The organism is Planomicrobium soli, assembly GCF_003014655.1.
GTDB lineage: Bacteria > Bacillota > Bacilli > Bacillales_A > Planococcaceae > Planococcus > Planococcus soli_B.
This window is the reverse complement of sequence record NZ_PYAT01000010.1, coordinates 14,676-39,354: the sequence shown is the minus strand read 5'-3', so window position 1 is coordinate 39,354 and position 24,679 is coordinate 14,676. Positions and strand designations below refer to the sequence as shown.

Below are 24,679 nucleotides of genomic sequence, written 5' to 3'. Positions count from 1 at the left end.
AGGTGTTTTCATGAGCGAGACCATACACATTTACCATACCAACGATTTGCATAGCCATTTTGCAAATTGGCCGAGCATTAAAGCTTTGCTGACGGAACGCAAACGCTGGCACGAAGAAGAAGGGGACGCTTGTTTGATTCTTGATATCGGCGACCATGTTGACCGTTCCCATCCATACAGTGAAGGGTCAGCAGGAAAAGGCAACATAGTCTTGCTCAATGAAGCGGGATATGATGCAGTAACAATCGGCAATAACGAAGGTATTACGCTAACGATGGAAGAATTGAATGATTTATATCTACAAGCTGATTTTGAAGTGGTCGTCGGCAATTTAAAAGATGCGTCAGGCACTCGGCCGAAATGGGCCAAGCCATATCATATCCTGAAAACAAAAGGCGGCATAAAAATCGGTTTGGTCGGTGCAACAGCTGAATTCACTCCTTTCTACAAAAGGCTTGGCTGGACCATATCTGAAGGAAAAGAGGCCATAATAGAAGCGGTAGAGGAGATAAAAGGGCAGACTGACTTGATCGTTTGTTTGTCGCATCTTGGAGTGAAGGATGATGAACTTCTCGCTGAGATGTGTCCGGATATCGATGTAATTCTTGGTGCCCATACGCATCATCTCTTCCACGAAGGGAAAATGATCGGAGATACGCTTCTTGGAGCAGCAGGGAAATTTGGCATGTACGTCGGCCATGTGACAATCGAAAGCACGTTAAAAGATAAAAAAGCTTACTTGATCGAAACGGCGAACTTGCGCAATCCTGATGAATCTTTTGATGACTGCTTGCTGGAGGAAGGGAAAAGCCAGTTGAATGAACCGGTTTTTTTCAATACTGAAAAACTGAAAGCGGAGTGGTTTAAAGATTCGGAGCTTGCGAACTTGTTTGGTGAAGCGATGATCGAGTTTTCCAATGCAGATTGTGCCCTATTTAACGCTGGGATTTTTATGGATGATTTGCCTGAAGGGCAGACCACCCGCTATAATTTCCATAAAATGCTGCCGCATCCGATCAATCCGTGTTTGATTGAATTGACGGGTGCAGAGCTGAAAGAAATTTATCTGCAATCGCTGAACACGGAATGGCCGCATATTGAACTGAAGGGATTGGGATTCAGAGGTGTGTATTTTGGGAATATCATCCATAAGAATCTGGAGCTTGAAGGGCGTAAATTATACGTTAACGGTAAACAGGCAGTCCATGATCAGATTTATCGGTTGATTACTTTGGATATGTTTACATTCGGGTACTTTTTTCCGGCTTTAAAGCGTGCACCAAAAACATATTTTATGCCGGAATTTATCCGTGATGTTTTTAGCCAATTTTTTCGGACTAAGACGTTGAAGTAATAAGAATATTCGCATTTGACATACATTTGATTTTGGCTTTATTACTTGTTATGCTATTTAGGAATTATATATTGATGGATAGAGGCCGCAAAGCTTATCAGTAAGATACGGGAGTTTAACAGCGTTGAACGTATCGGAAAGGAAGATTTGCCGAAGCTTGTTTAGCGATTGTTATGGCTAAACGAGCTGGGGGTATTCTGAATAAGAATGCCACTGTCATTTATGTTCGTTCATAAATGGAGAGCTATAGGATTGTTTGATGTTTTATGCACAGACGAATTTTAAAAAGCTGGCTGGATCCATTTATGGAGCAGCCGGCTTTTTCTATTTTCTCTTCCATCTAAAACTAGGAGGATATTGTACATGGAGAATACGATTTTTTCGATTTTGCCGCCGATAATAGCCATCGTAATGGTGCTTTTGACTCGGCGTGTTCTGCTTTCGCTTGGCGCTGGAATTGTAGCGGCCGCGTTTATATTAACGGCGTTCTCGCCAATTGAAGCACTGAAGGAGCTTTTTAACTCGTTTGCAATTACATTCTGGGACGAGGGCTTCAACGCTTATAATGTTTTTATCTTGTTGTTTTTGCTGCTTCTTGGAGTTATTACTGCGTTTGTCAGCTTGTCCGGAGGCAGCCGCGCCTTTGCTGATTGGGCATCTAAACGCATCAAGTCCCGGCGAGGCGCAAAAATTCTTACAGTATTTCTGGGTATCCTGATTTTTATTGATGATTATTTTAATGCCTTGGCAGTCGGCCAAGTGGCACGGCCGATTACAGACCGTTATAAAATTTCGCGGGCAAAATTAGCTTACTTTATCGATTCGACAGCTGCTCCGATCTGTGTAGTATCACCAGTGTCCAGTTGGGGTGCAGCTATAATTGGAATCGTCGCGACGATTTTAGCAGGGCAAACTTATGTCACAATGTCTGCTATAGAAGCTTTTCTATGGATGGCACCGATGAACTTTTATGTGGTGGCGTCAATGGCCATTGTAATTTTTGTTGCTGTGCGAGACGTTGATTTTGGAGCGATGAGAAAGCACGAAACATTGGCTATTACCACGGGGCAATTGTTCGATGCAGAAAAAACGATTCCGGGTGAAATGAAAGAAGACTTTCCTGCACATGACCACGGGCGGGTATCGGATCTATTGTTGCCAATTTTACTATTGGTAGTCGGAACGGTTAGTGCGATGCTTTGGACGGGTTATCAAAATGCTGGTCAAGTTTTTGACATCTGGCTGATTTTTGAAAACACAGATGTTCCTGTTTCTCTTCTTACAGGTGGATTGTTAGGTGCCAGCACTTCGATTATTCTTTATGCTCTGCAGATAAGATACAATAAAGCAGCTAACGCTAGCTGGATTGGCAGGGGAATCTTGGCAGGAATCAAATCAATGATAGGCGCTGTGCTTATTTTGATTTTTGCCTGGGCTTTGACTTATTTGATCGGCGGCCTTCAAACCGGCCAGTATTTAGCTGATGCTGTAGCGAAAGGGAATATTCCTACTGCAATTTTGCCGGTGCTGTTATTCCTTTTAGCTGGCGTGATGGCTTTTTCAACCGGAACGTCTTGGGGATCATTTGGGATTCTATTGCCGATTGCCGGGAAAATCATGTCGCAAGCTGAACCGGATTTATTGTTGCCGGCGCTGGCAGCGGTTTTAGCTGGTGCTGTCTTCGGCGATCACTGCTCTCCGATTTCGGATACGACCATTCTTTCGTCGACTGGAGCGGGAAGCAACCATATAGATCATGTTATTACACAGCTTCCTTATGCGATTACTGCAGCTGTCATCGCTGCAATCGGATATATAGTCATAGGTATAACCGGCTCTCTCTTTATGGCGCTTGGAACAGTGATTATTATTTTAGTAATATTATTCATTTTTTGGTCTAGGCAACAACCAATCATTGAAAAACATTAGAAAACTAGTATTCTTGAAAGCAGAAATCTATGATTTCTGCTTTTTTATTATTGAGTGAATAGTTTTTTGTAAAAATTCTTTGAAATCATCTTTACTTTATATATGCCCCTCGGTATACTGATTTTAGATTAATAAATAATCTGAAAATATACAAACTTCCTATTTTTCTGCAAGAAAAATGGAAACTATTAAAGGGGGAAAAAAAATGGAACGTTCACAGTGGGGAACACGCGCCGGCTTTATCTTGGCTGCTGTAGGTTCAGCGGTTGGTCTAGGAAACATTTGGCGTTTTCCGTATGTGGCCTATGAAAATGGTGGAGGAGCATTCTTTATACCTTATTTGTTTGCCTTGTTGACTGCAGGCATACCTATTCTTATTCTAGAATTCACCATCGGCCACAAATTCCGCGGATCTGCACCGTTATCATTTTTTAGATTAGGCGGCAAAAAAATGGAATGGCTTGGATGGTGGGCGGTTTTTGTATCGTTTATCATATCATGTTATTACGCAGTCATTATCGCATGGGCGATGCGGTATACTATCTTCTCGTTCAATCAAGCTTGGGGAGCAGACACACAAGATTTCCTATTTAACGATTTCTTGCAGTTAACGGTTCAACCTGGACAAACAGGTGGAATTGTCTGGGGCGTCTTTATTCCATTAGTGCTCGTTTGGGCAATCGCTCTTGGAATTTTGCTGGCAGGGGTTAAAAAAGGAATCGAGCTTGCGAACCGTATTTTCATTCCGACTCTTGTTGTGATTTTCTTGATCGTTGTTATACGCGCTCTAACATTGGATGGAGCGGCAATGGGTCTTGATGCATTCTTTAAACCGAATTTCGAGGCCATTATGGATCCCTCGGTTTGGGTAGCGGCATACGGGCATATTTTCTTTAGTTTGTCAGTCGCTTTTGCTATCATGATCACTTACGCAAGTTACCTTCCGAAAAAATCGGATATCACGAATAACGCTTTTATTACTGGATTTGCTAACTCTGCATTTGAGTTGCTTGCAGGTATTGGCGTATTCGCTGCATTAGGATTTATGGCAAGCCAACAAGGCGTAGCGGTTGCAGATGTAGCTTCTGCCGGGGTTGGTTTAGCATTTGTTGTCTTCCCGCAGATCATTAATGAATTCCCAGGATTTAACGGCTTCTTTGGAGCTTTGTTCTTCTTATCCTTGACACTTGCGGGACTAACTTCATTGATCTCGATTACTGAAACATATGTAGCGGGTATTTCTGAGAAGTTTGGCATAACGCGTAACAAAGCAGTTGCATTTGGTGGCGGGTTGGCTGCCTTGATTTCCATTTTGTTTGCTACTCAAGGCGGATTGTACTTCCTGGATGTAGCCGATTATTTCATCAACCAATTCGGCGTTGCCGCTGTTGGACTTGTGGAAGTTGTTCTTGTAGTATGGGTATTCCGCAAAGCAGATCTGCTGCGCGACCATGCAAACAGCATTTCCGATATTCGCCTTGGCGGCTGGTGGAAGTTTTGCTTAGGCATCATTACACCAATCGTATTAGGATACATGATGTTCGGGTTGCTTAGAACGAATATTTTAAAGCAATTTGATACAGAAACTGGAAACTACGAAGGTTACTCCAATATGTTTATTTTGGGAAGCGGAGCGGCAGTAGCTGCAGCAGCTATCATTTTAGGCATCTTGGCATCATTAGGTGCATGGCATAAGAGCCAGGCGCAATTTAAAGAAGAAAAATAAAGGGGGCCTATACTATGTCAACAAGCGCAATCATAGTTATGATTATTGGTATGTTAATCATTTGGGGCGGTTTAGCTGCAAGTATCGGGAACGCCGTTAGCAAAAGCAAAAAAGCAAAAAGAAGCGCATAAAACGTAAAACCCGGAAGCCTTCGCTTCCGGGTTTTCTATTTTCATTAGCTTGTGAGAGAGCAGTCTTTATGTTACATTTGGAAGAGAAGTTAACGGCGGGGAGTTAAATCCCAAGATACAGTTTACTGTACAAAGAAGCTGAAATCTCAGCTAATGGATGGTGAGAAATTTGATCACGATAGAGCAGTGGAATTACGAGATAGTTATCGATTACCGCGAAGCGTTCCAAGAAGAGGCACTTACAAACCGGTATAGTGAAATATTAGCAAAGTATGATTATATTTTAGGCGACTGGGGATACGGGCAGTTGCGCTTAAAAGGATTTTTTGAAGATACTAACCATAAAGCGACATACGACACAAAAATAAGCACGCTGCAAGATTACTTGTATGAGTACTGTAACTTTGGCTGCGCCTACTTTGTCATCAAGAAAATTGGCAAAGCGCAAGAGCCAGTGCAAGAAACAGCCCCAGAAGAGACCCTCGAACCGGAAGCATGATCCGTCGAGGGTTTTTTTCTGTGCGTATGATATGATGTAAAATGAGAACATTCGCGATCTACAAAAGAAAAACGGAGGAGAATTTATGTATTTTATTGACCGCACAAAAATTACGCAGACGGTTTCTTATATGAAATCTTTGTTAGACTTATACGAAAACAAAAACAGCTGGGAATCGCTTGAAGATCAACTGGCTTTGGAACGGCTGGCTTCTAATGTTATCGAATCGATTATCGATGTCGGCAATACAATGATTGATGGGTTTATTATGCGTGACCCGGGAAGCTATGACGACATCATCGATATTTTGACGGATGAGAAAGTCATTACAGCAGAAATGGATGAGCCGTTGAAAAAAGTGATTGCGTTACGCAAGATGTTGGTGCGTGAATTCATGAAAGCTGATCATTCCAAAATAATTGCCATTCTTGACGAAAGTTTTGATGAACTGAAAAAATTCGGTCCGAAAGCGGAGCACTATCTAGAACATGAACTTGGGCCCGTATCGGCATTTTTACCGGAGACTGAAAATGAAGAATTATAAAGCCTATTGCCTGGATTTAGATGGGACAGTTTACCGGGGAACGGAAGTAATTCCAGAAGCGAAAGCGTTTATTGAACGGCTCCAGCGAAAAGGGATCGAACCGTTCTTTGTAACTAACAATGCGTCCATGACGCAAAAACAACTAAGCGATAAGCTAGCGCGTTTTGGTATAAAAGCTGAGAATGAGCGCATAATTTCTTCAGCTGTCGCAGCTGCTAAATATATCAAGCACTGGCATCCGAAGAAGTCGGTATATATGATAGGTTCAACTGGATTAGAGCAAGCATTGTTACAAGAAGGAATTAAGCGGGTAAAGGAAAATGGAGACATTGTTCTTATGGGAATCGACCGCAACATTAACTTTGATAAGCTGGCGAATGCTTGTTTAGAAGTGCGGAAAGGCGCCACATTCATTTCAACAAACGGTGATCTTGCTTATCCTTCGGAAAAAGGCCTTATACCGGGCAACGGGGCCTATACGACACTCGTTGCAGCATCTACAGGCATTGAGCCTATGTATATCGGCAAGCCTGAGATGCATATGCTGGAAGCCATTATGTTGGACTTTAAGTTTGCTAAAGAGGAGATGGTGATGATTGGCGACAATTACGACACCGATATCAAAGCGGGCATCCGGTTTGGCATTGATACCGTACACGTCAATACCGGAGTCACTTCAACAAAAGAAGTATTGAAAAAAGAAGTTCAACCAACTTACGCTCTTGAAAGTTTGCTTACATGGGAAATATAAAAAAGCCGTTTTTAAACGGCTTAGAACAAGGGATTTTCTTCTATAAAATCATACACTTTTTGTGTTAACTCTTCCGGAGAATCAGCTTCTACAATTTCACCATTCACTAAAGCATACAGAGATTCTGCACATTGGGTGCAGTAACTCAGACAGCCATAATCCAAGACATCTAAATTAGGATCCTGTTCCAGTTTCTCAAAAGAACCTTGTGCTCCGTTGGCGATGTTGCTGATGCAAAATTCAACAATCGGTTTCATTGGGCTCACCTCGCTACAACGAAATCCTACCTTTTTTCTTGGCGTTAGTCAATTAATTGATTTTAGTGAAATATATTGTGAAAGTTATCACAATCAGCTATACTCATAGTGGAGAAAATGAGCAGACAGAAAGATTTCAAAGGAGATTTTTATGAGAAAACTAGTCTTACTTGGTGGAGGATATGGCAATATGCGTATTTTGCTGCGCCTGTTGCCGAACAATTTGCCGCAAGATGTAGAAATTACTCTAATCGACCGAACACCATTCCATAGCATGAAAACAGAGTTCTATGCGTTAGCGGCAGGGACTGAATCGGACCATGATGTGCGTGTTCCATTCCCAGAACATGACCGGTTGAAAATCGTGAATGGTGAAATTTTAGAGATTGATCTTGAAGAAAAATGTGTCTTGATGGAAAACGGAGAGCGAGTGACCTATGATGATTTGGTCATCGGCCTTGGTTGTGAAGACAAGTACCATAATGTGCCGGGTGCCGATGAGTTTACGTACAGCATCCAGACAATTGGGCAATCCCGCCAGACATACCAAGCGCTTTTGGGGTTGCCGTCAGGCGCCGTAGTTGGCGTAGTTGGAGCTGGGCTCAGCGGAATTGAGCTTGCCAGCGAACTTCGTGAAAGCCGCAAAGATTTGCAGATCAAGTTATTTGACCGAAGCCCGCGTATTCTGCGCGACTTCCCGGAACGCTTGAGCAACTTTGTGAAAAAGTGGTTTGACAGCAATAATGTGGAAGTTGTACCTAGCTCTAATATTACAAAAGTAGAACCAAAACTTCTTCATAATCATGAAGAAACCATTCCAGTTGACGCGGTTGTCTGGACAGCAGGAATCCAGCCGGTAAAGCCGGTTCGGGATATGGGCCTTGAAACGGACAATAGCGGACGCGTAGTAATCAATCAATACCATCAATTGCCGAATGACGAGCATGTTTATATTGTTGGGGATTGCGCGGCATTGCCAATGTCTCCTTCTGCCCAGCTTGCTGAAGAGCAGGCTGAACAAATCGTTAAAGTGCTGAAAGCGGTTTGGAATGGAGAAACATTGCCCGAGACGATGCCGGAAATCAAGCTGAAAGGCTTCCTTGGCTCACTTGGCAAAAAGCAAGGGTTTGCTTATTTGGCAGACCGCACAGTCACAGGACGTATTGCACGTTTAATGAAATCCGGCGTATTGTGGATGTATAAATGGCATAATGGATAAACAAAAAGAAGCTCGCAATATAATTGCGAGCTTCTTTTTATTCAGCTGCTGCAAATCCATGTTTCTCGAGTTCCTTAAAGACAGGTTTTAACTGCACATAACCTTCACCCACAACTTCGCCTTCGACTAGGACAAGCGGGTAAAAGAATTCATCGTCCAAGATACGCTGGGCATAATCTTGTTTGTGGGCTTCTGTCTGCGGTTTCTCAATGTCGATATAGGTAATTGAAAACGGCTGGTCTTTGTATTTCCGCGAAATTGCCGCTTCTAACCATTCATACGTGTCAATAGAAGAAGGCGCATTTACGCAACTTGCGCAAATTACCTCGGTTCCGTAAACTTCAATCGATAATTCTTTCGGCATAAATGTCTTCCTCCTATGAATTCATTAGTGGCTTTTTCCCTCTAATCACATTATAATGATTATAATGAAAGGAGTCGATATAAATGGCTGAAGCTTTGATGGAAAATCAAGTAATGGAAGTCTTAGATAAATTGCGTCCATTCCTTTTGCGTGACGGTGGAGATTGCGAACTTGTTGATATTGAGGATGGAATTGTTAAACTTCGTCTGCTTGGAGCATGTGGAAGCTGCCCGAGTTCGACCATAACATTAAAAGCAGGTATTGAACGCGCGTTAGTGGAAGAAGTTCCTGGCGTTGTAGAAGTAGAACAAGTATTTTAATGCCAAGGGACCTATTGCAGGTCCCTTTTTTTGTAACAAACAAAAGTGCATTTCGAAGTTGCCTCGCTTGAATAGAGATGGAAAACATTGCTATGATAACTGTATAGGAAGGTGATAGGGATGACACAAGCGGTAATAATAACAGAAGCGGCATCGTTTCAAGTAAAAGAGATGATGCGCCATAACGAAGAAGAAGGATCATTTCTCCGGGTAGCTGTAAAAGGCGGCGGCTGCAGCGGTTTGACATACGGCATGGGATTTGAGAAAGAACAAGGTTCGGATGATGAACAGTACGAACAATTCGGCATCAAAGTGCTGGTGGCAAAAGAAGATGCAGGCATTTTAAACGGCACAGTTGTCGATTATAAGCAATCCTTGATGGGCGGCGGTTTTACCATTGAAAACCCAAACGCCATCGCTTCATGCGGTTGCGGAACTTCTTTCCGTACAGCGAAAAAAGCGGGGACTCCTGAAAACTGTTAATAATTTACTCGAAAAGAAAAAAACCATCCGGAAAAGCGATCATTCACTTCGCTTGACTGGGTGGTTTTTCTTTCCTGTTTGGAATATCTTTAGTTGTTGCTAGAAAAGAGCCTTAAACAACCAAGAAAATTCCAGAGACCTTCATTATGGTCTCCGGAATTGTTTGTTTTATTGCACTGAAATGCGGTCAGTAGTAGGAGCTATGATTGGCCCGCCGAAGTTAGCGATATAAGCTTCCAAAGCATCCAAATCAACAGATCCAACAACCTGATTAGTGCCTTCTTTAAATTTGGAGAAACCGTCTCCGCCGCCGACCAAAAAGTTGTTAAGTGTGACAGTGTATGTTTTGTCTAAGGTAATTTCATTGCCCTTAACATCTTTTAGATTTGTGATTTTGCTGCCGATTGGAGCCGATTTGTCGTAAGTATAAGTCAACCCGGAAACTTGCAGGATTGTTGTTTTGCTTGCAGTAAATTGCTGCTCTAATACGTCTTTGATTTGCTGGCCAGTATATGTTGTGCTGACAAGAAGATTTCCAAAAGGCTGGATTGTATACAATTCACCCCAAGTGATTGGTCCGGCATTCAAGTCTGCGCGGATACCGCCTGGATTCATAAAAGCAAAGTCAGTGTTCAGCGCAGCACGTTGGGAATCGGCAATCAAATTGCCGAGTGCAGATTCTCCGCTGGCGTCGCCCGTTTTCATAATGGCTTCAGCAGCTGTGCCGACTTCTCGGTTGATTAGGGGAGCAACTTCTGCCTTATAGCCTTCAACCATAGCTTTTACTTCCGCATCAGGCTCGATGCCGTCATGGAAAGTAGTAACGACTTCAGCGGACTTTTGAACAATATCTTTTGTTTTCGGATCAATGACTAAATCGATATCCGTAAATGCCGTTCCGTAAGAATATCCTTGTACAACTAATTTATTGTCGACAATTGCGTCGGCATAGCCATGGTTGTGCGCACCTATAATGATATCGACTTCATCGTTGATGTTTTTCGCTAACTCAACAGCTTCTCCAGTAGCATTGGTTCCATCGGTTTTGGAAGATGCGGGAGCATGGGCCAAGACAACAATCGCTTTGACTCCTTGTGCCTGCAAATCTGCAACAGCTTTATCGACAGCTGCTGTTGGATCTGTAACTTCAATATTCTCCAATGCACTTGCAATTACAACATCTTTAATATCTTTTGTAACCACACCAATAAAGCCGATTTTCATGCCATTGACCTTTTGAATATTATAAGCTGGAAGCAAGTTTTTACCAGAATCTTTGTAGACAACATTGGCGGCGACATAAGGGAAATCAGCGCCTTCAAAATTTCCAGTTGTTTCATGGAAGCCACCGTCAAGAAGACGTTTCAATTCGTCTACGCCGCGGTCAAACTCATGATTACCAAGGGTGCCTATATCAAAGCCAAGTTTGTTCATGATTTCAACAGTCGGTTCGTCCTGCAAAAGAGCAGATGCCGGCGAACTTCCGCCAGTCATATCCCCAGAGTGAATCAGCAAAGTATTTTTATTGGTTGCTTCTCTTTGTTTCAAGTACGCTGCTAAATATTCAGCACCGCCAGCATCTCTTCCGCCTACTTTGCGCGTAACATCAATTTGTCCATGCCAATCGTTAACAGCCAAGAGTTGAACTTCAATGCCACGGTTTGAAACTGTTGCATCTTTTCCAGGTGCTGCTTCTGCCATAGGTGCAGCAAACGAAGAACCAAAAACTCCTAAAGCCAACGCGGTACTAGCAAACACTTGAAATTTCTTTTTCATGTTATTCTGCATGTGCTGATACATCCTCCTGTAAATAAAAGATTAATAAAACAAGAAACGGAAAACATGTGGCAAGAAAATTCCGGGAATACCAGTTATATCAGGAATCAATGCCAATAATATCCTATCATAATAATTTGAATTTTTAATAGGGTATTTCGATTCAGAAAATAAAAGTTAATTTTTTCTTTACAAATCTAAATAAAGTAATGAATAAAAGGGTAGGCAATGGTCCATACTATGATTACTGTAGTTTTTGCCTTTTCTAAAGCAAGTGAAAAAGATTTATTACTAGAAAAGATTTTAGCAATGTTTAAACGCAATGGAGCATTGTTTGTGCGGAAAAAAACTTGCTTACTTATCCAGCTGAGGGCCTTTCATCTTTTGTGCCTAAAGCTTGAACAAACGTTAGCAAAGCTTATCCAACAAGATAGTAAGCAGTTGAAATCACCATGTAAAAGGGCTAATATAGACTATAGGAGTTTATTGGAATCAGTTGCGTTATGCACATTTATTTTTCCGATGTAAAAATTAACCGAAGGTGGTTGCGATTGTGTTGAAAAGACCGTCAATATTAGTATTAGGGGCAGGTTACGGTGGTTTGATGACTATTGTAAACTTGCAGAAAGTTCTTGGCACAGATGCCGCAGATATTACGTTGATCAACAAAAATGAATACCATTACGAAAGCACATGGCTGCATGAAGCGGCTGCAGGAACAATGCTTCCTGAAGAAGTGCGTTATGACATCCAAGAAGTTATCGACAGCGTAAAAACAAGATTTGTTCAAGCGACTGTTGAGGAAATTGATGTAGTCGGCAAACGGGTGTTGACTGACAATGGCGAGTATACTTACGATTACCTCGTTATTGGTTTAGGATTTGAAGGCGAAACTTTCGGTATCGAAGGTTTGGATAAGTATGCTCTTTCAATCGCTAACGTGAAAGCTGCCCGTTATATCCGTGAGCATATTGAATATCAATTTGCAACATGGTCAACTGAACCGATAAAAGACGACAGCCGTTTGACGATCGTTGTAGGTGGCGCAGGGTTCACTGGAATCGAATTCCTTGGCGAACTTGCAAACCGCGTACCAGAACTATGCAAGGAATTTGATGTTCCGCGTGAAAAAGTCCGCGTTATCTGTGTAGAAGCTGCACCGATGGTATTGCCTGGATTTGATCCGGAGCTTGTGAACTATGCGGTGGGCCACTTGGAAGCAAAAGGAATCGAATTCTCAATCGGAACTCCGGTTGTAGAAGCGACTCCAGAAGGCGTTAAGATTAAAAAAGCTGATGACCAATTTGAGTTCATCAAAGCTGGAACTGTTGTCTGGGCTGCAGGAGTCCGTGGCAGCAGCGTTCTTGAAGCTAGCCAGATCGAAAGCATGCGTGCGCGCGTTAAAGTTGAAAAAGACCTTCGCGCTCCTGGGTTCCCTGACGTATTTATCGTCGGCGACTGTGCACTGATGATCAATGAAGAAACAAACCGTCCATATCCGCCTACTGCCCAGATTGCTATGCAGCAAGGTGAAACAATTGCGAAAAACATTAATGCGTTGATCAAGGGCGAAGATACAGCTACATTTGTTCCGGATTTAAAAGGAACTGTCTGCTCTCTTGGTGAAGATGATGCAATTGGTGTTGTTTTCGGTAAAAAAGTTACCGGCAAGCGTGCTTCGTTCATGAAGAAAATGATCGACAACCGTGCATTATTCATGGTTGGTGGAGCAAAATTGGTTATGAAAAAAGGTAAGTTTAACGTAATTTAATGATTTTAAGTAAAAGCTCCCTTAGCGGGAGCTTTTTTTAGTAAAGGGGATGCAGGCAATGACAAAACGTACAAGAGGAAACGTCTGGCTCGCTGCAGCTGGATTGGTTGTAAACTCCAGGAAAGAATGGCTCGTTGTAAAAAAGAAGTATGGCGGTTTGAAAAACAAGTGGTCATTGCCAGCCGGTTTTGTATCTGCTTCAGAAACGATTGACCAAGCGGTGGTCAGAGAAGTGATGGAAGAAACAGGTATCGATTGCGCGGTGCTGAAAATGATTGGTTTTCGCTCAGGAGTTATCCGCGGAGAAATCAGCGATAATATGGCGATCTTTTTATTGAAAGCAGAAGATGAAAAACAAGTGATTAAAGTACAGGAGTCTGAAATTTTTGAAGCAGTCTGGAAATCTCCTGAAGAGTTGGCGAGTGACCCGGAAGTTTCGGTCATGCTTCATGAAATGGCGTTGTATACTACCGAAGAAGGATTCCAGCCCATTGAAGGGATTGAACCAGGTGAAGTTTTTGGCTATTCGCTATACAAATTGTTTTTTAGGAAGCAAATGTGAAGAAATAAAGTAAAAAAAAATAAAAATTAAATGTATCCGCTTTCATTAAGTTTTTATCGTTGCATAGTAAAGTGATATGTGATATATTTCTGAATATTAAGAACAAGCAACCAAGGAGGTGTTTCAGATGAGATTCTTCAAAGTAACTAAGCCAACCAATCAATGTCCCTACTGTGCCGGTAAAGGTTATTTCCAATTGCGGTTGGGTGGTTCAGAAACGTGCTCCTGCTGTTCTGGTTCCGGAAAAAAATAATACATTAAAATCAAAAGCATTTATGGACTGGTTCCATGGATGTTTTTTTATTGTAAAAAAGTATTAAATGGAGACATCCTTCTTAAATTTGGATTGCCAAAACGTTGCCTCATTTCTGTGACAAAGCAATGAACTCTGTGCCGCCTGATTGAAAGCCCTCCGTATTTCAGTTAAACTTATGAAAGGAATATCGGAGGTTAACATTCATGAACAATTCTATTACCATTGTGCAATTAATTATTTCTATGCTTTTATTTTATGTAATGTTTTTCGGGATCGGCTTTTTACTGAATATGTTGCTTCGTATGACATGGCTTATGGCTGTTGTTTATCCGATAGTTGTTTTACTCATTATTGACGATGTCGGCTTTTTCGACTATTTTACCAACCCGGGCGAATCATTTTCAATGCTTGGCACTACTTTAACTTCTTTGACTGGCACGGATATTGCAGTGCTGGTGGCAGGATTTGCAGGGGCGGTCACTTCAGGGTTTGTTATGAAAATATTGCGCAAAATGGGTTATCAAATGTTTTAAAAATGAAACTGCCAAACCGAAATTCGGTTTGGCAGTTTTTTTATAGGACGGCATAGAATACGAAAGCAATGATAATACCGGTAATGGCACCCATGAGCACCTCGCTCGGTTTATGGCCAAGAAGCGTTTTTAATTCTTCAATTTTTTCTTCTTCTTTTTTCTGCTGCCAATTTCTTGTTTCGTTTACGAAAATATTAAAATCGTTCCGGAGTTTATTAATTGTTAATGCTTGTTGTCCGGCTTGGAAACGGACGCCGGTTGCATCATACATGGTGATTACGGCAAACAAAGTGGCGACAGCAAAAATTGTTGAATCTACACCATGCTCGATGGCAACAGCTGTAGTTAACGCAGTCACCGCAGCTGAATGAGAACTCGGCATACCGCCAGTCGATGTGAACAGTTTCCAATCTACTTGCCGTGTTACAAGGTACAGAATCGGAATTTTAACAAATTGGGCAAACAGAATAGCAAAAAGGCCGGCCATAAGCGGGAAGTTTGAAAAAATGTCCATTTAAAACAACCTTTCAATAGAAAATCTTTTCTTAGTATATCACATTCAACTCTGGATTTATTTGTGCATTCATTTCGTTTAGCGAACTACTCGGGCGGCGTAATACATGCTAAACTAAAACAGAACAGAAAAAAGAGGAGGATTTAGCATGAATTTGATTGTACAATCGAATACTGAAAATGTGGAAGCCGAAATCTTGGTCGTGGGCCTTAGCCGTCATCCAGAAAACACGAAAGGATGGCAGCAATTCTCAGAACGTTTTAGCGGTAAATTGGAAGGCTGGACAAAAGATCTTTCTTTCGACCTGAAATCGCTCGTTACATATCCGACTTTATCCGGTGCGATTCCGCGCGTCTTGTTTGTTGGTTTGAACGAACGCAAAAAGTTGACGGAAGAAGATTTGCGTGCTGTTTTTGGTCAAGTGGGCAAAGAGCTAACAAAGAAAAAAATCAAATCTGCAGCAGTTTACTTGGGATCTTTCCAAAACGATAGCATCACTGCTGAAAATGCAGCCTATTTAATGGCTGAAGGCATGACGCTCGGGGCTTATCGTTTTGATGACTATAAAACAACATCTAATGAACCGGACAGCCTGATTGAGACCGTATCCATCCTTACCGAAGAAGACGCTGAGGAAGTGGAAGCTTCTGCATTCATTGGCCAAGTTTTTGGGCTATCAGTCAATGAAGCACGTACGCTTGTCAACATGCCTGGGAACCTTCTGACCGCGACAGCGCTTGCCGATTACGCACAAGAGTTAGGGAACATGTACGGCTTTGAAACGGATATTCTCGGAAAAGCTGAACTAGAGGAACTTGGAATGGGTGCCATCCTGGCAGTCAATCAGGGCTCGGTCGAAGAGCCGCGCCTGATTGTTCTGAAGTATAAAGCGACGGAAGCTTTTGACAATCCATTGGCACTTGTCGGAAAAGGGATCACCTTCGATACTGGGGGATATTCCTTGAAGCCGAAAGATGGCATTGTCGGCATGAAGGGCGATATGGGCGGAGCTGCAGCTGTACTCGGCGCAATGCAAGTTATCGGCGAATTGAAGCCGGAAAAAAATGTGGTGGCGGTTATTGCTTCAACAGACAATATGGTTTCAGGCAGTGCATTCAAGCCGGATGATGTTATTACATCTTTAAGCGGTAAAACAATTGAGATTCTCAATACGGACGCAGAAGGCCGACTCGTGCTGGCCGATTCCGTCACGTACGCAAAACAGCTTGGCGCCACGCATATCGTCGATGTAGCAACTCTTACAGGCGGCGTCATTGTAGCGCTTGGCAAAGACAAAACAGGTGCTCTTACAAACGACGAAGCGTTTTTCGAAACATTCATGGAAGCTGCACTGGAAACAGGGGAGTTTGTCTGGAGATTGCCATTGACGGAAAGCGATAAAAAGCGCATTCGTAAAAGCGATGTGGCAGATCTGAACAATTCACCGGGCCGCGACGGCCATATGATTTTTGGCGGAGGTTTTGTCGGGGAATTTGCAGAAGAGACACCGTGGATCCATCTGGATATAGCAGGAACCTCAGACGCAGGCTCAGCCTATGATCTTGGTCCAAAAGGCGGTACTGGCGTTATGGTGCGGACACTTGCTATGTTGGTGGAAAGAATGGCAGAAGAACAGTGAAAAAACGGACAGCGTTAAATTTACGCTGTCCGTTTTTTTTATTTTTTTATATCTGTTTTTTGATCAAAAACACCTTTTAAATCGTCGCGAACTGTAGCGTCAGCTAGTTTAATGCCGGCTACGTAAGAGGCTCTCCCAATCAAATGCCCGCCTACTGGAGCCGTGATGAACAAGAAGGCAATAGCAATGACCATCTGTGTATTAAAAATGCCTTCAACTGCCCAGAAATGGATGGTAGTGCCCATCAGGATACATAAAACACCAAGGGTGGAGCTTTTTGAAGCAGCGTGTGTACGCGTATAAACATCCGGTAAGCGTACAAGGCCGATAGCCGTAACAAGGCTGAATAGAACCCCTGTACTAATCAGAACAATTATGAGGATATTAACGATTGTGGTCACGATCGAAAATCTCTCCTCTCTCAATAAATTTGGCAAAAGCGGCTGTTCCAATGAAAGACAAAATACTTAACAGTAAAATGATTTCCAGAAAAAACGCTGTGCCCATGATTAGCGACAATAAAGCAATGATCGAAACTAATGATATTCCAATAGCATCTAAAGCAACGACACGGTCAGCTACAGTAGGTCCTTTTACAAGCCTGAAAAGCAGGCCGGCGAAAGCGCAGCTGACTAACATCAGCGAAATCCAATAAAATGCCATCATGGCCGGCTCACCTCCAAGATTGCTCGTTCAAATGTATTTTTTATGGAGTCTACCGCTTCATCGATATCTTTAAAATCGAGGGCATGAATGTAAAGCTTTTTCTGGTCGTCCGATATTCCAACAACTAATGTACCTGGAGTCAAAGTGATCAAAGCTGACAATAAAGTTATTTCCCAATCATACTTCAGGTCTGTTTCCAATTCAAAAATTGCTGGTTTAATATCCATTTTCGGTTTTATAACAATCCGAAGAACTTGGATACTGGATAGGGCCAGTTCTTTTAAGAACAGGAGAAGCAGAGCGCAGACCGCCCAGATCCTTGAGGTATAAAGGCGGTAAGAAAAAAATCTCCTCATCATAATAATGATTCCGAGTCCCACTAGAAAGCCGATTGCAAATCCGGCTGGCGTAAAGGAAACCGTCATGAACATCCAGACAAGAGCCAGAAAGAAATTTAATAAAATTTGTAAAGCCATCTTCATCTACTCCTTTAACACTGCATCTATATAGAGGGCTGGATTCAGCAGTACTTCGCCCGCCCCGGAAATAAGAGGCATGAAGAATTCCGCGCCGACCCCGAGTACCACAGTAAAGGAGACAAGGATTACTGTCGGGACGAACATCTGGCGGTAAACCGTTTTTGTGACTGGCATAGTTTCAACCGGATTGCCCCAAAAAGCATAAATGAAGATACGGACAACGCTCAGCAAAACAATCAAGCTAGTCGCTAGAATAACAAGGCTGCCCCAAAATTGAGGACCTTCAAATCCACCTTGAACAATCAATAATTTTCCTGGGAACCCGCTCAACGGAGGGATGCCGGCCAAACCGAATGCAGCGATCAAATATACCCAGCCTAGGACCGGGTAAGTTTTGATCAACCCGCCCATCTTCCTCAAGTCCGTCGTTCCAAATAAAACGGCTATAATGCCGACTAAGAAGAAAAGAGCAGCTTTGATCAGCATATCATGAATCAAATAAAAGACTGAGCCTTGAACGCCTGCTTCATTCAGCTGGGAAACACCAAAGAGGATGACGCCGACAGCGATAATGATATTGTAAATGATGATTTTTTTAACATCAAAATAGGCAAGCGCGCCGACACATCCTGCCAATATCGTTAAAATCGCAACAATGCCAAGCAATTCATGAGTAAAGCCGGTGTTCATGACAAAGAACAACGTGTAAGTTCGCATGATGGCATAAACGCCGACTTTCGTCAGCAAAGCGCCGAACAATGCCAGAATCGGCATTGGCGGAGCATGGTAGGAACCAGGCAGCCAAAAGTACAAAGGAAAAATCGCAGCTTTAAAGCCGAACACCACTAAGAATAGGACGGCAATAACGGTTAAGATTCCTGTACTTTCAATCTGTGGGATTTTCACTGCTAAATCTGCCATATTCAATGTGCCGGTAACTGAGTATAAAAACGCAACTGCAGCAACGAATAGGGCTGAGGAAATGATATTCACCAGCAGGTATTTAATGGACTCCCGCAATTGCGGCTTTTCTCCGCCATGGACGATCAATGTATAAGAAGCCATCAAGAGCACTTCGACAAAAACGAACAAGTTAAAAATATCGCCCGTTGTGAACGCCCCGTTGACACCTGTCATCAGGAAGAGCACAGCTGGATAGTAAAACGATTGTTCTCGTTTGATGCCGATGGAAGGGAAGCTATACAAAACTACAAATAGTGTAATCAGTGATGAACTGATAACCAGCAAGACAGACAGCAAATCCGATACCATCGAGATGCCGAAAGGAGCTGGCCAACTGCCCAACGTAATGGCTTGTACGCCATCGTTATTAACTTTAACCAACAGGAAAAGTGAAGCAATCAGGGTGAATAAGGTACCTGCTGCGGCCACAATACGCTGCATTCTGACATTTTTCGGGAAAACCATCAGGATAGTGGCAAAGACCAGAGGTATTAAAATTGGAAACAAAAGCATATTACTCATAGTCATCAGTTCCTCTCAGTTGCTCCATATTGTCTGTTCCGAGCTCCTGATAAGACCGGTAAGCGACGACAAGGAAAAATGATGTAACTGCAAATGAAATAACGATTGCAGTTAAAATTAAAGCTTGCGGTAAAGGATCGGCATAATCGCCGACGCTGACACCATCTGCAACTACCGGAGGAGCTTGTCCGCCCAGACCGCCCATTGTTAAAAGCAACAAATGCGCCCCGTGGCTCAACAAGCCTGTTCCTATGATAATGCGGATTAAGCTTTTAGAAAGCATTAGATAAACAGCGGCCATAAACAGAAAACCAATGGCGACTGACATAATTATTTCCATTATTCATCTTCTCCAATCGTTTGAATAATGGTCATCGTAACCCCGACAACAACCAAGTAAACACCTGCATCAAATAACATTGCAGAATGCAGGGAGGTTTTTCCAAAGAGCGGCAAATCAAAATAATCGTAAGCGTGAGTGAAAAACGGAACATCGAAAATGATTGATGCCGCTGCCGTAGCGATTGCGATCAATAATCCGACTGCTGTCATAATGACATAATTAATCGGCAAAATCTTTTTGACCGTTTTAACATCGAAAGCAAGCATCAATAAGACAATTGCACTGGTAGTCAGCAGGCCGCCGACAAAACCGCCGCCTGGAGTGTAATGGCCAGCGAAGAAAATGTGTACGGCAAACATCAGAATGATGAAAGTTACTACTTTTGTGGCGGTTTGCAGCATTACATCATTGGTTCTCATGCTGACCCTCCTTTTTACTCAAACGAAGCTTGATCATTGTAATAATGCCAATGCCGGCAATGCCAAGCACGGCTATTTCAAACAGCGTATCAAATCCTCGGTAATCGACCAAAATAACGTTAACAATATTACCGCCGCCAGCTTCACTATAAACGGTTTCCTTGTAGAACTGTGAAATGGAAGGCAATGCTTTTTGCGAATGAGACGAAAGAGCGACAAGTGTAACCGTAACCCCGACTCCTAACGCAATAATGGCATTTCCTAATTTGAATTTCATCCGTTCTTCTTTTAAGCTCAGTTGCGGCAAGTGATAGAAAGCTAACAGGAAGAGTGCGACAGAAATTGTCTCAATAACTAATTGAGTTAAAGCAAGATCCGGCGCTCGGAAAATAACAAAGAACAAAGCGATTGAATAGCCGACTGCGCCTAAAGCAATAATGGCTGTCAGACGTGATTTTGAAGCGAGAATGGTAACTGTAGAACCAATCAGCGCAAGCAAAATAACAATTTCATAAAATCCGACCGGTGCAAGGTTATTCAAATTGATCGAGAATGCATCATTCAATACCAATGCACCTAATACAATAATGATCAAGAAACTGAACATATAAACAAGATATGAGCGTATGAACCCTGTCATGTAAAGGGCTGAAAAGCGATTGGCACCGCCGTCGCTCAAATACATCAAGTTGTCGTATAGCCGGTTCAACGTAAAGTTATCCGGGAATCGGTCATAAGCGCGCTGCCATTTGTGCAGCTTCCAGAACAGCAGGCCGCCGACCAAGAAGATGCCGAGCGTCATCCAGAATTCCGGTTGTAAACCGTGCCAAGCGGAAACATGAATATTAACATCAGCTGGAGCCGTATACAGGAATGGCTGAATAGCTACAACGGCCGGTTTGATAAGCCAGTCCCCGACTTGGTTCGGGATAAAGAAAATAACCAAGACAAGAAGGGCTAAAAAAGCGGGCGAAACAAGCATGCCGATTGGCGCTTCATGCGCTTTTTTGGGCAGTAAATCAGGTTTATGTTTTCCGGCAAATGTATGGAAAACGAAAAAGAAACTGTAGATGAACGTAAAGACACTGCCTATCCAGGCTATGACAGGAAACAGGACTCCCCAAACATCCATTGAGAATAAGTTGAATTCAGTTAAAGACAGCATCGCCGTCAAAAACATTTCCTTGCTTAGGAATCCATTGAATGGCGGAAGACCAGCCATTGAAAAGGATCCGATCATGGCGATAGTGAAAGTGATCGGCATCAAACCCATCAAGCCGCCAAGCTTCCGGATATCCCGGGTACCTGTCTCATGATCGACAATACCAGCGACCATGAACAAACTGCCTTTGAATGTTGCATGATTAATGAGGTGGAAAATCGCTGCAAATGCCGCGTACTTGAATACCGTATCCGCAGCACCTCCAATATGGTAGCCGGCTGCAGAGGCACCAAGCAAAGACATGATCAAGCCGAGCTGAGAGACGGTAGAGAAAGCGAGAATCGCTTTTAAATCTTTTTGCTTCAGCGCAAAAAATGAACCCCAGAACATTGTGAACAAACCTACTCCGGCGACAAGCCACATCCATGTTCCGGAAACTGCGAAGATTGGCGTGAACCGTGCAACCAAATACAATCCCGCTTTAACCATAGTCGCAGAATGCAAGTAAGCACTGACTGGAGTAGGCGCTTCCATTGCGTCAGGAAGCCAGATGTAAAAAGGGAATTGGGCTGACTTTGTGAAAGCCCCGAGCAAGATCAAAATCAATGCCCATGTAAAGAAACTGTGTGAAGCCATTTCTGGTGCTTGGGCGATCAATTCGCGGATTGAATACGTATTGCCCATTATACCGAGTAACACAAACCCCCCGAGCATCATCAAGCCGCCAAAGACGGTGATCATCATCGATTTTAGTGCACCAAACCGTGACCGGTCACGCGTATACCAATACCCGATGAGCAGGAATGAAGAAATGGATGTCAATTCCCAAAAGAAATAAAGGGAAATCAGGTTGTCTGATTGGACCACGCCAAGCATCGCCGTCATGAACATCATCAAATAAACGTAAAAATTATGTAATTGCTCCCGATTTTTGTCCAAGTAGAAGATTGAGTACAGAACAACTAGAGCTCCGATTCCGGTGATCAGCAGCGAGAACAACAAGCTAAGTCCATCGATATAAGCGACAATGGCAATATCAAGAGAAGGAATCCATTGGAAACTTGAAACAAGCTGACCTCCTTCTGAGGTTGTTGGCACTAGCATGGCATAATAAACAAACAGAATGACCGGAACAATCAATACAAACCAACCTGTATGGATTTGCCTCATTTTTTTAAATAATAGGGGAACGAACAATGCTGCCAAAATAGGCAGGAAAATCAAAAATACGAATGACAAAAGAATCCTCCTTTCAAAACGTTACATAATAGACTGCTAGAGAAATTATAACGTAAATGAAAGGGCTTTGCATCGTTGGGGAAGAGAAAGGGGAGAAAAGACTAAGTTATAGAAATAGGAAGAAACTCAATTAAGGAAATTTTGTGACTGACCAAATACAAGTAAAAAAAGACGATTTCTGATAAGAAATCGCCTTTTGTCACATGCTTTTCAGTTCTTGTTCAAGAAGCACATCTTCAAAATCCTGCTCCGGTCTTTTTAGTGTATATTTCAAGAAAATGAACGATATCACAAAAAGCAATCCGGTCACGATAAAAACCGAAGGAATGCCGATAAACCCACTGACGATGCCACCGAACATCGGGCCTATAATATTTCCTAAAAACCTGAAACTTGTGTTGTATCCCATAACTTCCCCTTGGATTTCAACAGGCGCTTCACGGCGCATTAACGCGGTCGTTGTCGGAATCATTCCTCCGACTGCGATGCCGAATAACACGCGCAGCGCTATCAATTGCCAAAGTTCGGTAACAAAAGCTTGCGGGATGATAAAGACAAACGCCAGAATAAGCAAAAAGCCCAGGACTTTCTCATAACCGATTGAATCTCCGAGGCGGCCCCAGCGCCGGGCAAACAGCAAATTGCCGACGCCTGTCGCACTGAACGTAATGCCTGCTAAAAAAGCGACTTGTGTGCTGCCTTCGACTAAATGCGACACGTAGAGAGATAAGAGCGGCTGAATGCTGAAGGTGCCGATCTGGATAAGCGAAGTGATAACCATGACATTGATCAATAAGCGGTGATGCAAAATGCCTTGGATGATCGTTTTTCTCGCATAGACATGAGCATCTTTTGTTTTTACGTGTTTTACTTCTTTAATGCCAAACAAGACGAGAAGAGCGGCTGTACCGATTACGACGGCAGTAATGATAAAGGTATATTGAAAACCGAAAGTATCTGCCATAAGTCCGCCAATCACTGGGCCGAAAAGCGTTCCCGATACGCTGCCCATCTGTAGTGTGCCGAGTGTGCGGCCTGCAATTTCTTTCGGAGTCTGTGAACTGACAAAAGCGAGTGAAGTGGGGATAAATCCAGTAACCAGTCCCATAAACAAACGAATAAAAAACAGTTCATGGACCGATCCGGCTGAACCCATCAAATAAATGCTGATGGCAATCCCCAGCCCATTAATGACTAAAATCGGCTTGTAGCCATATTTGTCCGCGATTCTTCCCCAGACAGGAGACATAATCAACGCCGCCACAAAGGTAACACCAAATACTAAGCCAGCCCAGCGCTGGACATATTCTTCGTTATAAGTGCCAAGAGATTCAATATAAAGAGATAAAAATGGCATAATCATAGTCGTACTGCCTGCAACAAGGAAATTTGTAAACATGATAATCATAAAATTCTTTCTCTGCATTTTCATGCAAAATCCCTTCTTTCTAGAACATGAATCCAATTACTATTATATAATATTTCGTGAAACGAAGAAAGTAGGATGAACTGAACTTGTATTATCACTAGCGAGTGTGGTAAAAGGAAAAGTGCCTTGCCATTTAACTTGATAGTTATAAAAAAATCTGTTCTGTTCTTTTTTTATTTCTGTGCTATCATAGCTTTTAACAATAGAGAAATGTTAGGTGAAAATAAATGGACACTAGGGAAATGAACCGAAGAGCTATGAGGATTTTAGAAGAATGGGATCCTTTTGCGATTGGAACTGATTTATATGACACGGAGATTGTAGGTGTTGTTGGAGCGTTGCAAGTACTTGATGACCCTTCAGACTTAGCAAAAAAAATCCAAAGCATCTATGAATTTTCTTTTGAAAAATGGATTCCGCTTGAACGTTGCGTAGAAATTTCCTATAAATTGCTTGCGCTTAAATTTGAAGCGAAATGCATTATATAAAAAAAGCTTGCAGCCTAATCGCCGCAAGCTTTTTTCATTCAACTGGTTCTAAGCCGTCCAATAAATTGGAGGTTGGCACTTCCAAGGCATTTGAAAGTTTAAGGATTGTTTGGTTAGAAGGCACTTCTTCTCCAGATTCATAGGCCTGCAAACGCGCGACCCCAACTCTCGCTTTCAAAGCCAATTCGTCTAGCGACAAGCCGCGTTCTTCACGCAAAAATTTTAATTGGGTATGTAGATTTTTTTGCAAATGCAGACACTCCTTTGCTTGATGGTCCGTACAACTAAACAAAATGATACCACATAAAATCTGTTTCGACAGTCGAAACTGTGGCGGATTC

Annotated in this window: 30 protein-coding genes and 1 riboswitch; of the genes, 17 read left to right on the top strand and 13 right to left on the bottom strand. The window is 42.6% G+C overall.

The window, feature by feature from the left end; genetic code table 11:
* The first annotated feature begins 10 nt into the window (after positions 1 to 10).
* The 7 genes from B0H99_RS12990 (at position 11) to B0H99_RS12960 (ending at position 6,934) form a co-directional block, all read left to right on the top strand.
* On the top strand, positions 11 to 1,354 hold the full coding sequence (locus B0H99_RS12990) for a bifunctional metallophosphatase/5'-nucleotidase (protein ID WP_106534118.1): 1,344 nt from the start codon (positions 11 to 13) through the stop codon (positions 1,352 to 1,354).
* 71 nt (positions 1,355 to 1,425) lie between these two features.
* Positions 1,426 to 1,609, top strand: a riboswitch (Lysine riboswitch).
* 108 nt (positions 1,610 to 1,717) lie between these two features.
* Positions 1,718 to 3,283, top strand: a complete 1,566-nt coding sequence (locus B0H99_RS12985) for a Na+/H+ antiporter NhaC family protein (RefSeq protein WP_106534117.1) — start codon at positions 1,718 to 1,720, stop codon at positions 3,281 to 3,283.
* A gap of 205 nt (positions 3,284 to 3,488) precedes the next feature.
* The gene (locus B0H99_RS12980; protein ID WP_106534116.1) at positions 3,489 to 5,009 is read left to right on the top strand and encodes a sodium-dependent transporter; all 1,521 of its coding nucleotides are present in this window, start codon (positions 3,489 to 3,491) and stop codon (positions 5,007 to 5,009) included.
* 14 nt (positions 5,010 to 5,023) lie between these two features.
* Positions 5,024 to 5,140, top strand: a complete 117-nt coding sequence (locus B0H99_RS12975; protein WP_106534115.1) for a methionine/alanine import family NSS transporter small subunit — start codon at positions 5,024 to 5,026, stop codon at positions 5,138 to 5,140.
* A gap of 169 nt (positions 5,141 to 5,309) precedes the next feature.
* The gene (locus B0H99_RS12970) at positions 5,310 to 5,639 is read left to right on the top strand and encodes a YutD family protein (protein ID WP_106534114.1); all 330 of its coding nucleotides are present in this window, start codon (positions 5,310 to 5,312) and stop codon (positions 5,637 to 5,639) included.
* An 85-nt stretch (positions 5,640 to 5,724) separates the two neighbouring features.
* On the top strand, positions 5,725 to 6,183 hold the full coding sequence (locus B0H99_RS12965) for a DUF86 domain-containing protein (RefSeq protein WP_106534113.1): 459 nt from the start codon (positions 5,725 to 5,727) through the stop codon (positions 6,181 to 6,183).
* Positions 6,170 to 6,934 (top strand): TIGR01457 family HAD-type hydrolase, encoded by a 765-nt coding sequence (locus tag B0H99_RS12960; protein WP_106534112.1) that lies wholly within the window; start codon positions 6,170 to 6,172, stop codon positions 6,932 to 6,934. Before B0H99_RS12965 ends, B0H99_RS12960 begins: the two co-directional genes overlap by 14 nt.
* A gap of 20 nt (positions 6,935 to 6,954) precedes the next feature.
* On the opposite strand, the gene B0H99_RS12955 is transcribed toward B0H99_RS12960, so the two are convergent.
* Positions 6,955 to 7,191: a YuzB family protein gene (locus B0H99_RS12955; RefSeq protein ID WP_106534111.1), complete on the bottom strand. Its 237-nt coding sequence runs from the start codon at positions 7,189 to 7,191 to the stop codon at positions 6,955 to 6,957.
* A 151-nt stretch (positions 7,192 to 7,342) separates the two neighbouring features.
* On the opposite strand from B0H99_RS12955, the gene B0H99_RS12950 reads away from it, so the two are divergent.
* A complete protein-coding gene (locus B0H99_RS12950) occupies positions 7,343 to 8,410 on the top strand; it encodes an NAD(P)/FAD-dependent oxidoreductase (protein ID WP_106534110.1) in 1,068 nt (355 codons plus the stop codon).
* A gap of 37 nt (positions 8,411 to 8,447) precedes the next feature.
* Here B0H99_RS12950 and B0H99_RS12945 read toward each other — a convergent pair whose 3' ends face one another.
* Positions 8,448 to 8,774: a YuzD family protein gene (locus B0H99_RS12945; protein ID WP_106534109.1), complete on the bottom strand. Its 327-nt coding sequence runs from the start codon at positions 8,772 to 8,774 to the stop codon at positions 8,448 to 8,450.
* A gap of 83 nt (positions 8,775 to 8,857) precedes the next feature.
* Between B0H99_RS12945 and B0H99_RS12940 the strand changes: the two genes are divergently transcribed.
* Both B0H99_RS12940 and B0H99_RS12935 read left to right on the top strand, forming a co-directional pair.
* Positions 8,858 to 9,094 (top strand): NifU family protein, encoded by a 237-nt coding sequence (locus B0H99_RS12940; RefSeq protein ID WP_106534108.1) that lies wholly within the window; start codon positions 8,858 to 8,860, stop codon positions 9,092 to 9,094.
* Positions 9,095 to 9,214: 120 nt separating this feature from the next.
* Positions 9,215 to 9,577 carry a HesB/IscA family protein gene (locus B0H99_RS12935; protein ID WP_106534107.1) on the top strand — a complete coding sequence of 121 codons (363 nt, stop codon included), beginning with the start codon at positions 9,215 to 9,217 and terminating at the stop codon, positions 9,575 to 9,577.
* Positions 9,578 to 9,745: 168 nt separating this feature from the next.
* On the opposite strand, the gene B0H99_RS12930 is transcribed toward B0H99_RS12935, so the two are convergent.
* On the bottom strand, positions 9,746 to 11,365 hold the full coding sequence (locus tag B0H99_RS12930) for a bifunctional metallophosphatase/5'-nucleotidase (RefSeq protein ID WP_245894533.1): 1,620 nt from the start codon (positions 11,363 to 11,365) through the stop codon (positions 9,746 to 9,748).
* A gap of 216 nt (positions 11,366 to 11,581) precedes the next feature.
* On the opposite strand from B0H99_RS12930, the gene B0H99_RS12925 reads away from it, so the two are divergent.
* The 5 genes from B0H99_RS12925 to B0H99_RS12910 all read left to right on the top strand — a co-directional run bounded on the left by B0H99_RS12925 (position 11,582) and on the right by B0H99_RS12910 (position 14,475).
* Positions 11,582 to 11,881, top strand: a complete 300-nt coding sequence (locus B0H99_RS12925) for a hypothetical protein (RefSeq protein WP_106534105.1) — start codon at positions 11,582 to 11,584, stop codon at positions 11,879 to 11,881.
* Between the two features lie 28 nt (positions 11,882 to 11,909).
* Complete coding sequence (locus B0H99_RS12920) at positions 11,910 to 13,124, top strand: NAD(P)/FAD-dependent oxidoreductase (RefSeq protein ID WP_106534199.1); 1,215 nt, start codon at positions 11,910 to 11,912, stop codon at positions 13,122 to 13,124.
* Between the two features lie 58 nt (positions 13,125 to 13,182).
* A complete protein-coding gene (locus tag B0H99_RS12915; RefSeq protein ID WP_106534104.1) occupies positions 13,183 to 13,686 on the top strand; it encodes an NUDIX domain-containing protein in 504 nt (167 codons plus the stop codon).
* Between the two features lie 127 nt (positions 13,687 to 13,813).
* Positions 13,814 to 13,939 (top strand): YuiA family protein, encoded by a 126-nt coding sequence (locus tag B0H99_RS17870; RefSeq protein WP_181313667.1) that lies wholly within the window; start codon positions 13,814 to 13,816, stop codon positions 13,937 to 13,939.
* A 206-nt stretch (positions 13,940 to 14,145) separates the two neighbouring features.
* Positions 14,146 to 14,475, top strand: coding sequence for a YuiB family protein (locus B0H99_RS12910; RefSeq protein WP_106534103.1), 330 nt, complete (start codon positions 14,146 to 14,148; stop codon positions 14,473 to 14,475).
* Positions 14,476 to 14,515: 40 nt separating this feature from the next.
* Here the strand turns inward: B0H99_RS12910 and B0H99_RS12905 are convergent, their stop codons facing one another.
* The gene (locus B0H99_RS12905; protein ID WP_106534102.1) at positions 14,516 to 14,989 is read right to left on the bottom strand and encodes a divergent PAP2 family protein; all 474 of its coding nucleotides are present in this window, start codon (positions 14,987 to 14,989) and stop codon (positions 14,516 to 14,518) included.
* A 148-nt stretch (positions 14,990 to 15,137) separates the two neighbouring features.
* On the opposite strand from B0H99_RS12905, the gene B0H99_RS12900 reads away from it, so the two are divergent.
* A complete protein-coding gene (locus B0H99_RS12900; protein WP_106534101.1) occupies positions 15,138 to 16,628 on the top strand; it encodes a leucyl aminopeptidase in 1,491 nt (496 codons plus the stop codon).
* A 38-nt stretch (positions 16,629 to 16,666) separates the two neighbouring features.
* Here the strand turns inward: B0H99_RS12900 and mnhG are convergent, their stop codons facing one another.
* The 8 genes from mnhG to B0H99_RS12860 form a co-directional block, all read right to left on the bottom strand.
* Positions 16,667 to 17,029 (bottom strand): monovalent cation/H(+) antiporter subunit G, encoded by a 363-nt coding sequence (gene mnhG, locus B0H99_RS12895; RefSeq protein ID WP_106534100.1) that lies wholly within the window; start codon positions 17,027 to 17,029, stop codon positions 16,667 to 16,669.
* Entirely contained in the window at positions 17,013 to 17,294 is a 282-nt protein-coding gene (locus tag B0H99_RS12890) for a Na(+)/H(+) antiporter subunit F1 (RefSeq protein ID WP_106534099.1), read from the bottom strand. The genes mnhG and B0H99_RS12890 overlap by 17 nt, the downstream gene beginning before the upstream one ends.
* Entirely contained in the window at positions 17,291 to 17,770 is a 480-nt protein-coding gene (locus B0H99_RS12885; RefSeq protein WP_106534098.1) for a Na+/H+ antiporter subunit E, read from the bottom strand. Before B0H99_RS12885 ends, B0H99_RS12890 begins: the two co-directional genes overlap by 4 nt.
* 6 nt (positions 17,771 to 17,776) lie before the next feature.
* Positions 17,777 to 19,258 carry a Na+/H+ antiporter subunit D gene (locus B0H99_RS12880; protein ID WP_106534097.1) on the bottom strand — a complete coding sequence of 494 codons (1,482 nt, stop codon included), beginning with the start codon at positions 19,256 to 19,258 and terminating at the stop codon, positions 17,777 to 17,779.
* Positions 19,251 to 19,598: a Na(+)/H(+) antiporter subunit C gene (locus tag B0H99_RS12875; protein ID WP_106534096.1), complete on the bottom strand. Its 348-nt coding sequence runs from the start codon at positions 19,596 to 19,598 to the stop codon at positions 19,251 to 19,253. The genes B0H99_RS12880 and B0H99_RS12875 overlap by 8 nt, the downstream gene beginning before the upstream one ends.
* A complete protein-coding gene (locus tag B0H99_RS12870; RefSeq protein ID WP_106534095.1) occupies positions 19,598 to 20,020 on the bottom strand; it encodes a Na(+)/H(+) antiporter subunit B in 423 nt (140 codons plus the stop codon). The genes B0H99_RS12875 and B0H99_RS12870 overlap by 1 nt, the downstream gene beginning before the upstream one ends.
* Positions 20,007 to 22,421 (bottom strand): Na+/H+ antiporter subunit A, encoded by a 2,415-nt coding sequence (locus B0H99_RS12865; protein ID WP_106534094.1) that lies wholly within the window; start codon positions 22,419 to 22,421, stop codon positions 20,007 to 20,009. Before B0H99_RS12865 ends, B0H99_RS12870 begins: the two co-directional genes overlap by 14 nt.
* Before the next feature lie 199 nt (positions 22,422 to 22,620).
* Complete coding sequence (locus tag B0H99_RS12860) at positions 22,621 to 23,853, bottom strand: MFS transporter (protein ID WP_106534093.1); 1,233 nt, start codon at positions 23,851 to 23,853, stop codon at positions 22,621 to 22,623.
* Between the two features lie 224 nt (positions 23,854 to 24,077).
* Here B0H99_RS12860 and B0H99_RS12855 point away from each other — a divergent pair, with 224 nt between their 5' ends.
* Entirely contained in the window at positions 24,078 to 24,338 is a 261-nt protein-coding gene (locus B0H99_RS12855) for a DUF1871 family protein (RefSeq protein WP_106534092.1), read from the top strand.
* Between the two features lie 34 nt (positions 24,339 to 24,372).
* Here B0H99_RS12855 and B0H99_RS12850 read toward each other — a convergent pair whose 3' ends face one another.
* Positions 24,373 to 24,588, bottom strand: a complete 216-nt coding sequence (locus tag B0H99_RS12850; protein WP_106534091.1) for a helix-turn-helix domain-containing protein — start codon at positions 24,586 to 24,588, stop codon at positions 24,373 to 24,375.
* Between the last annotated feature and the right edge of the window lie 91 nt (positions 24,589 to 24,679).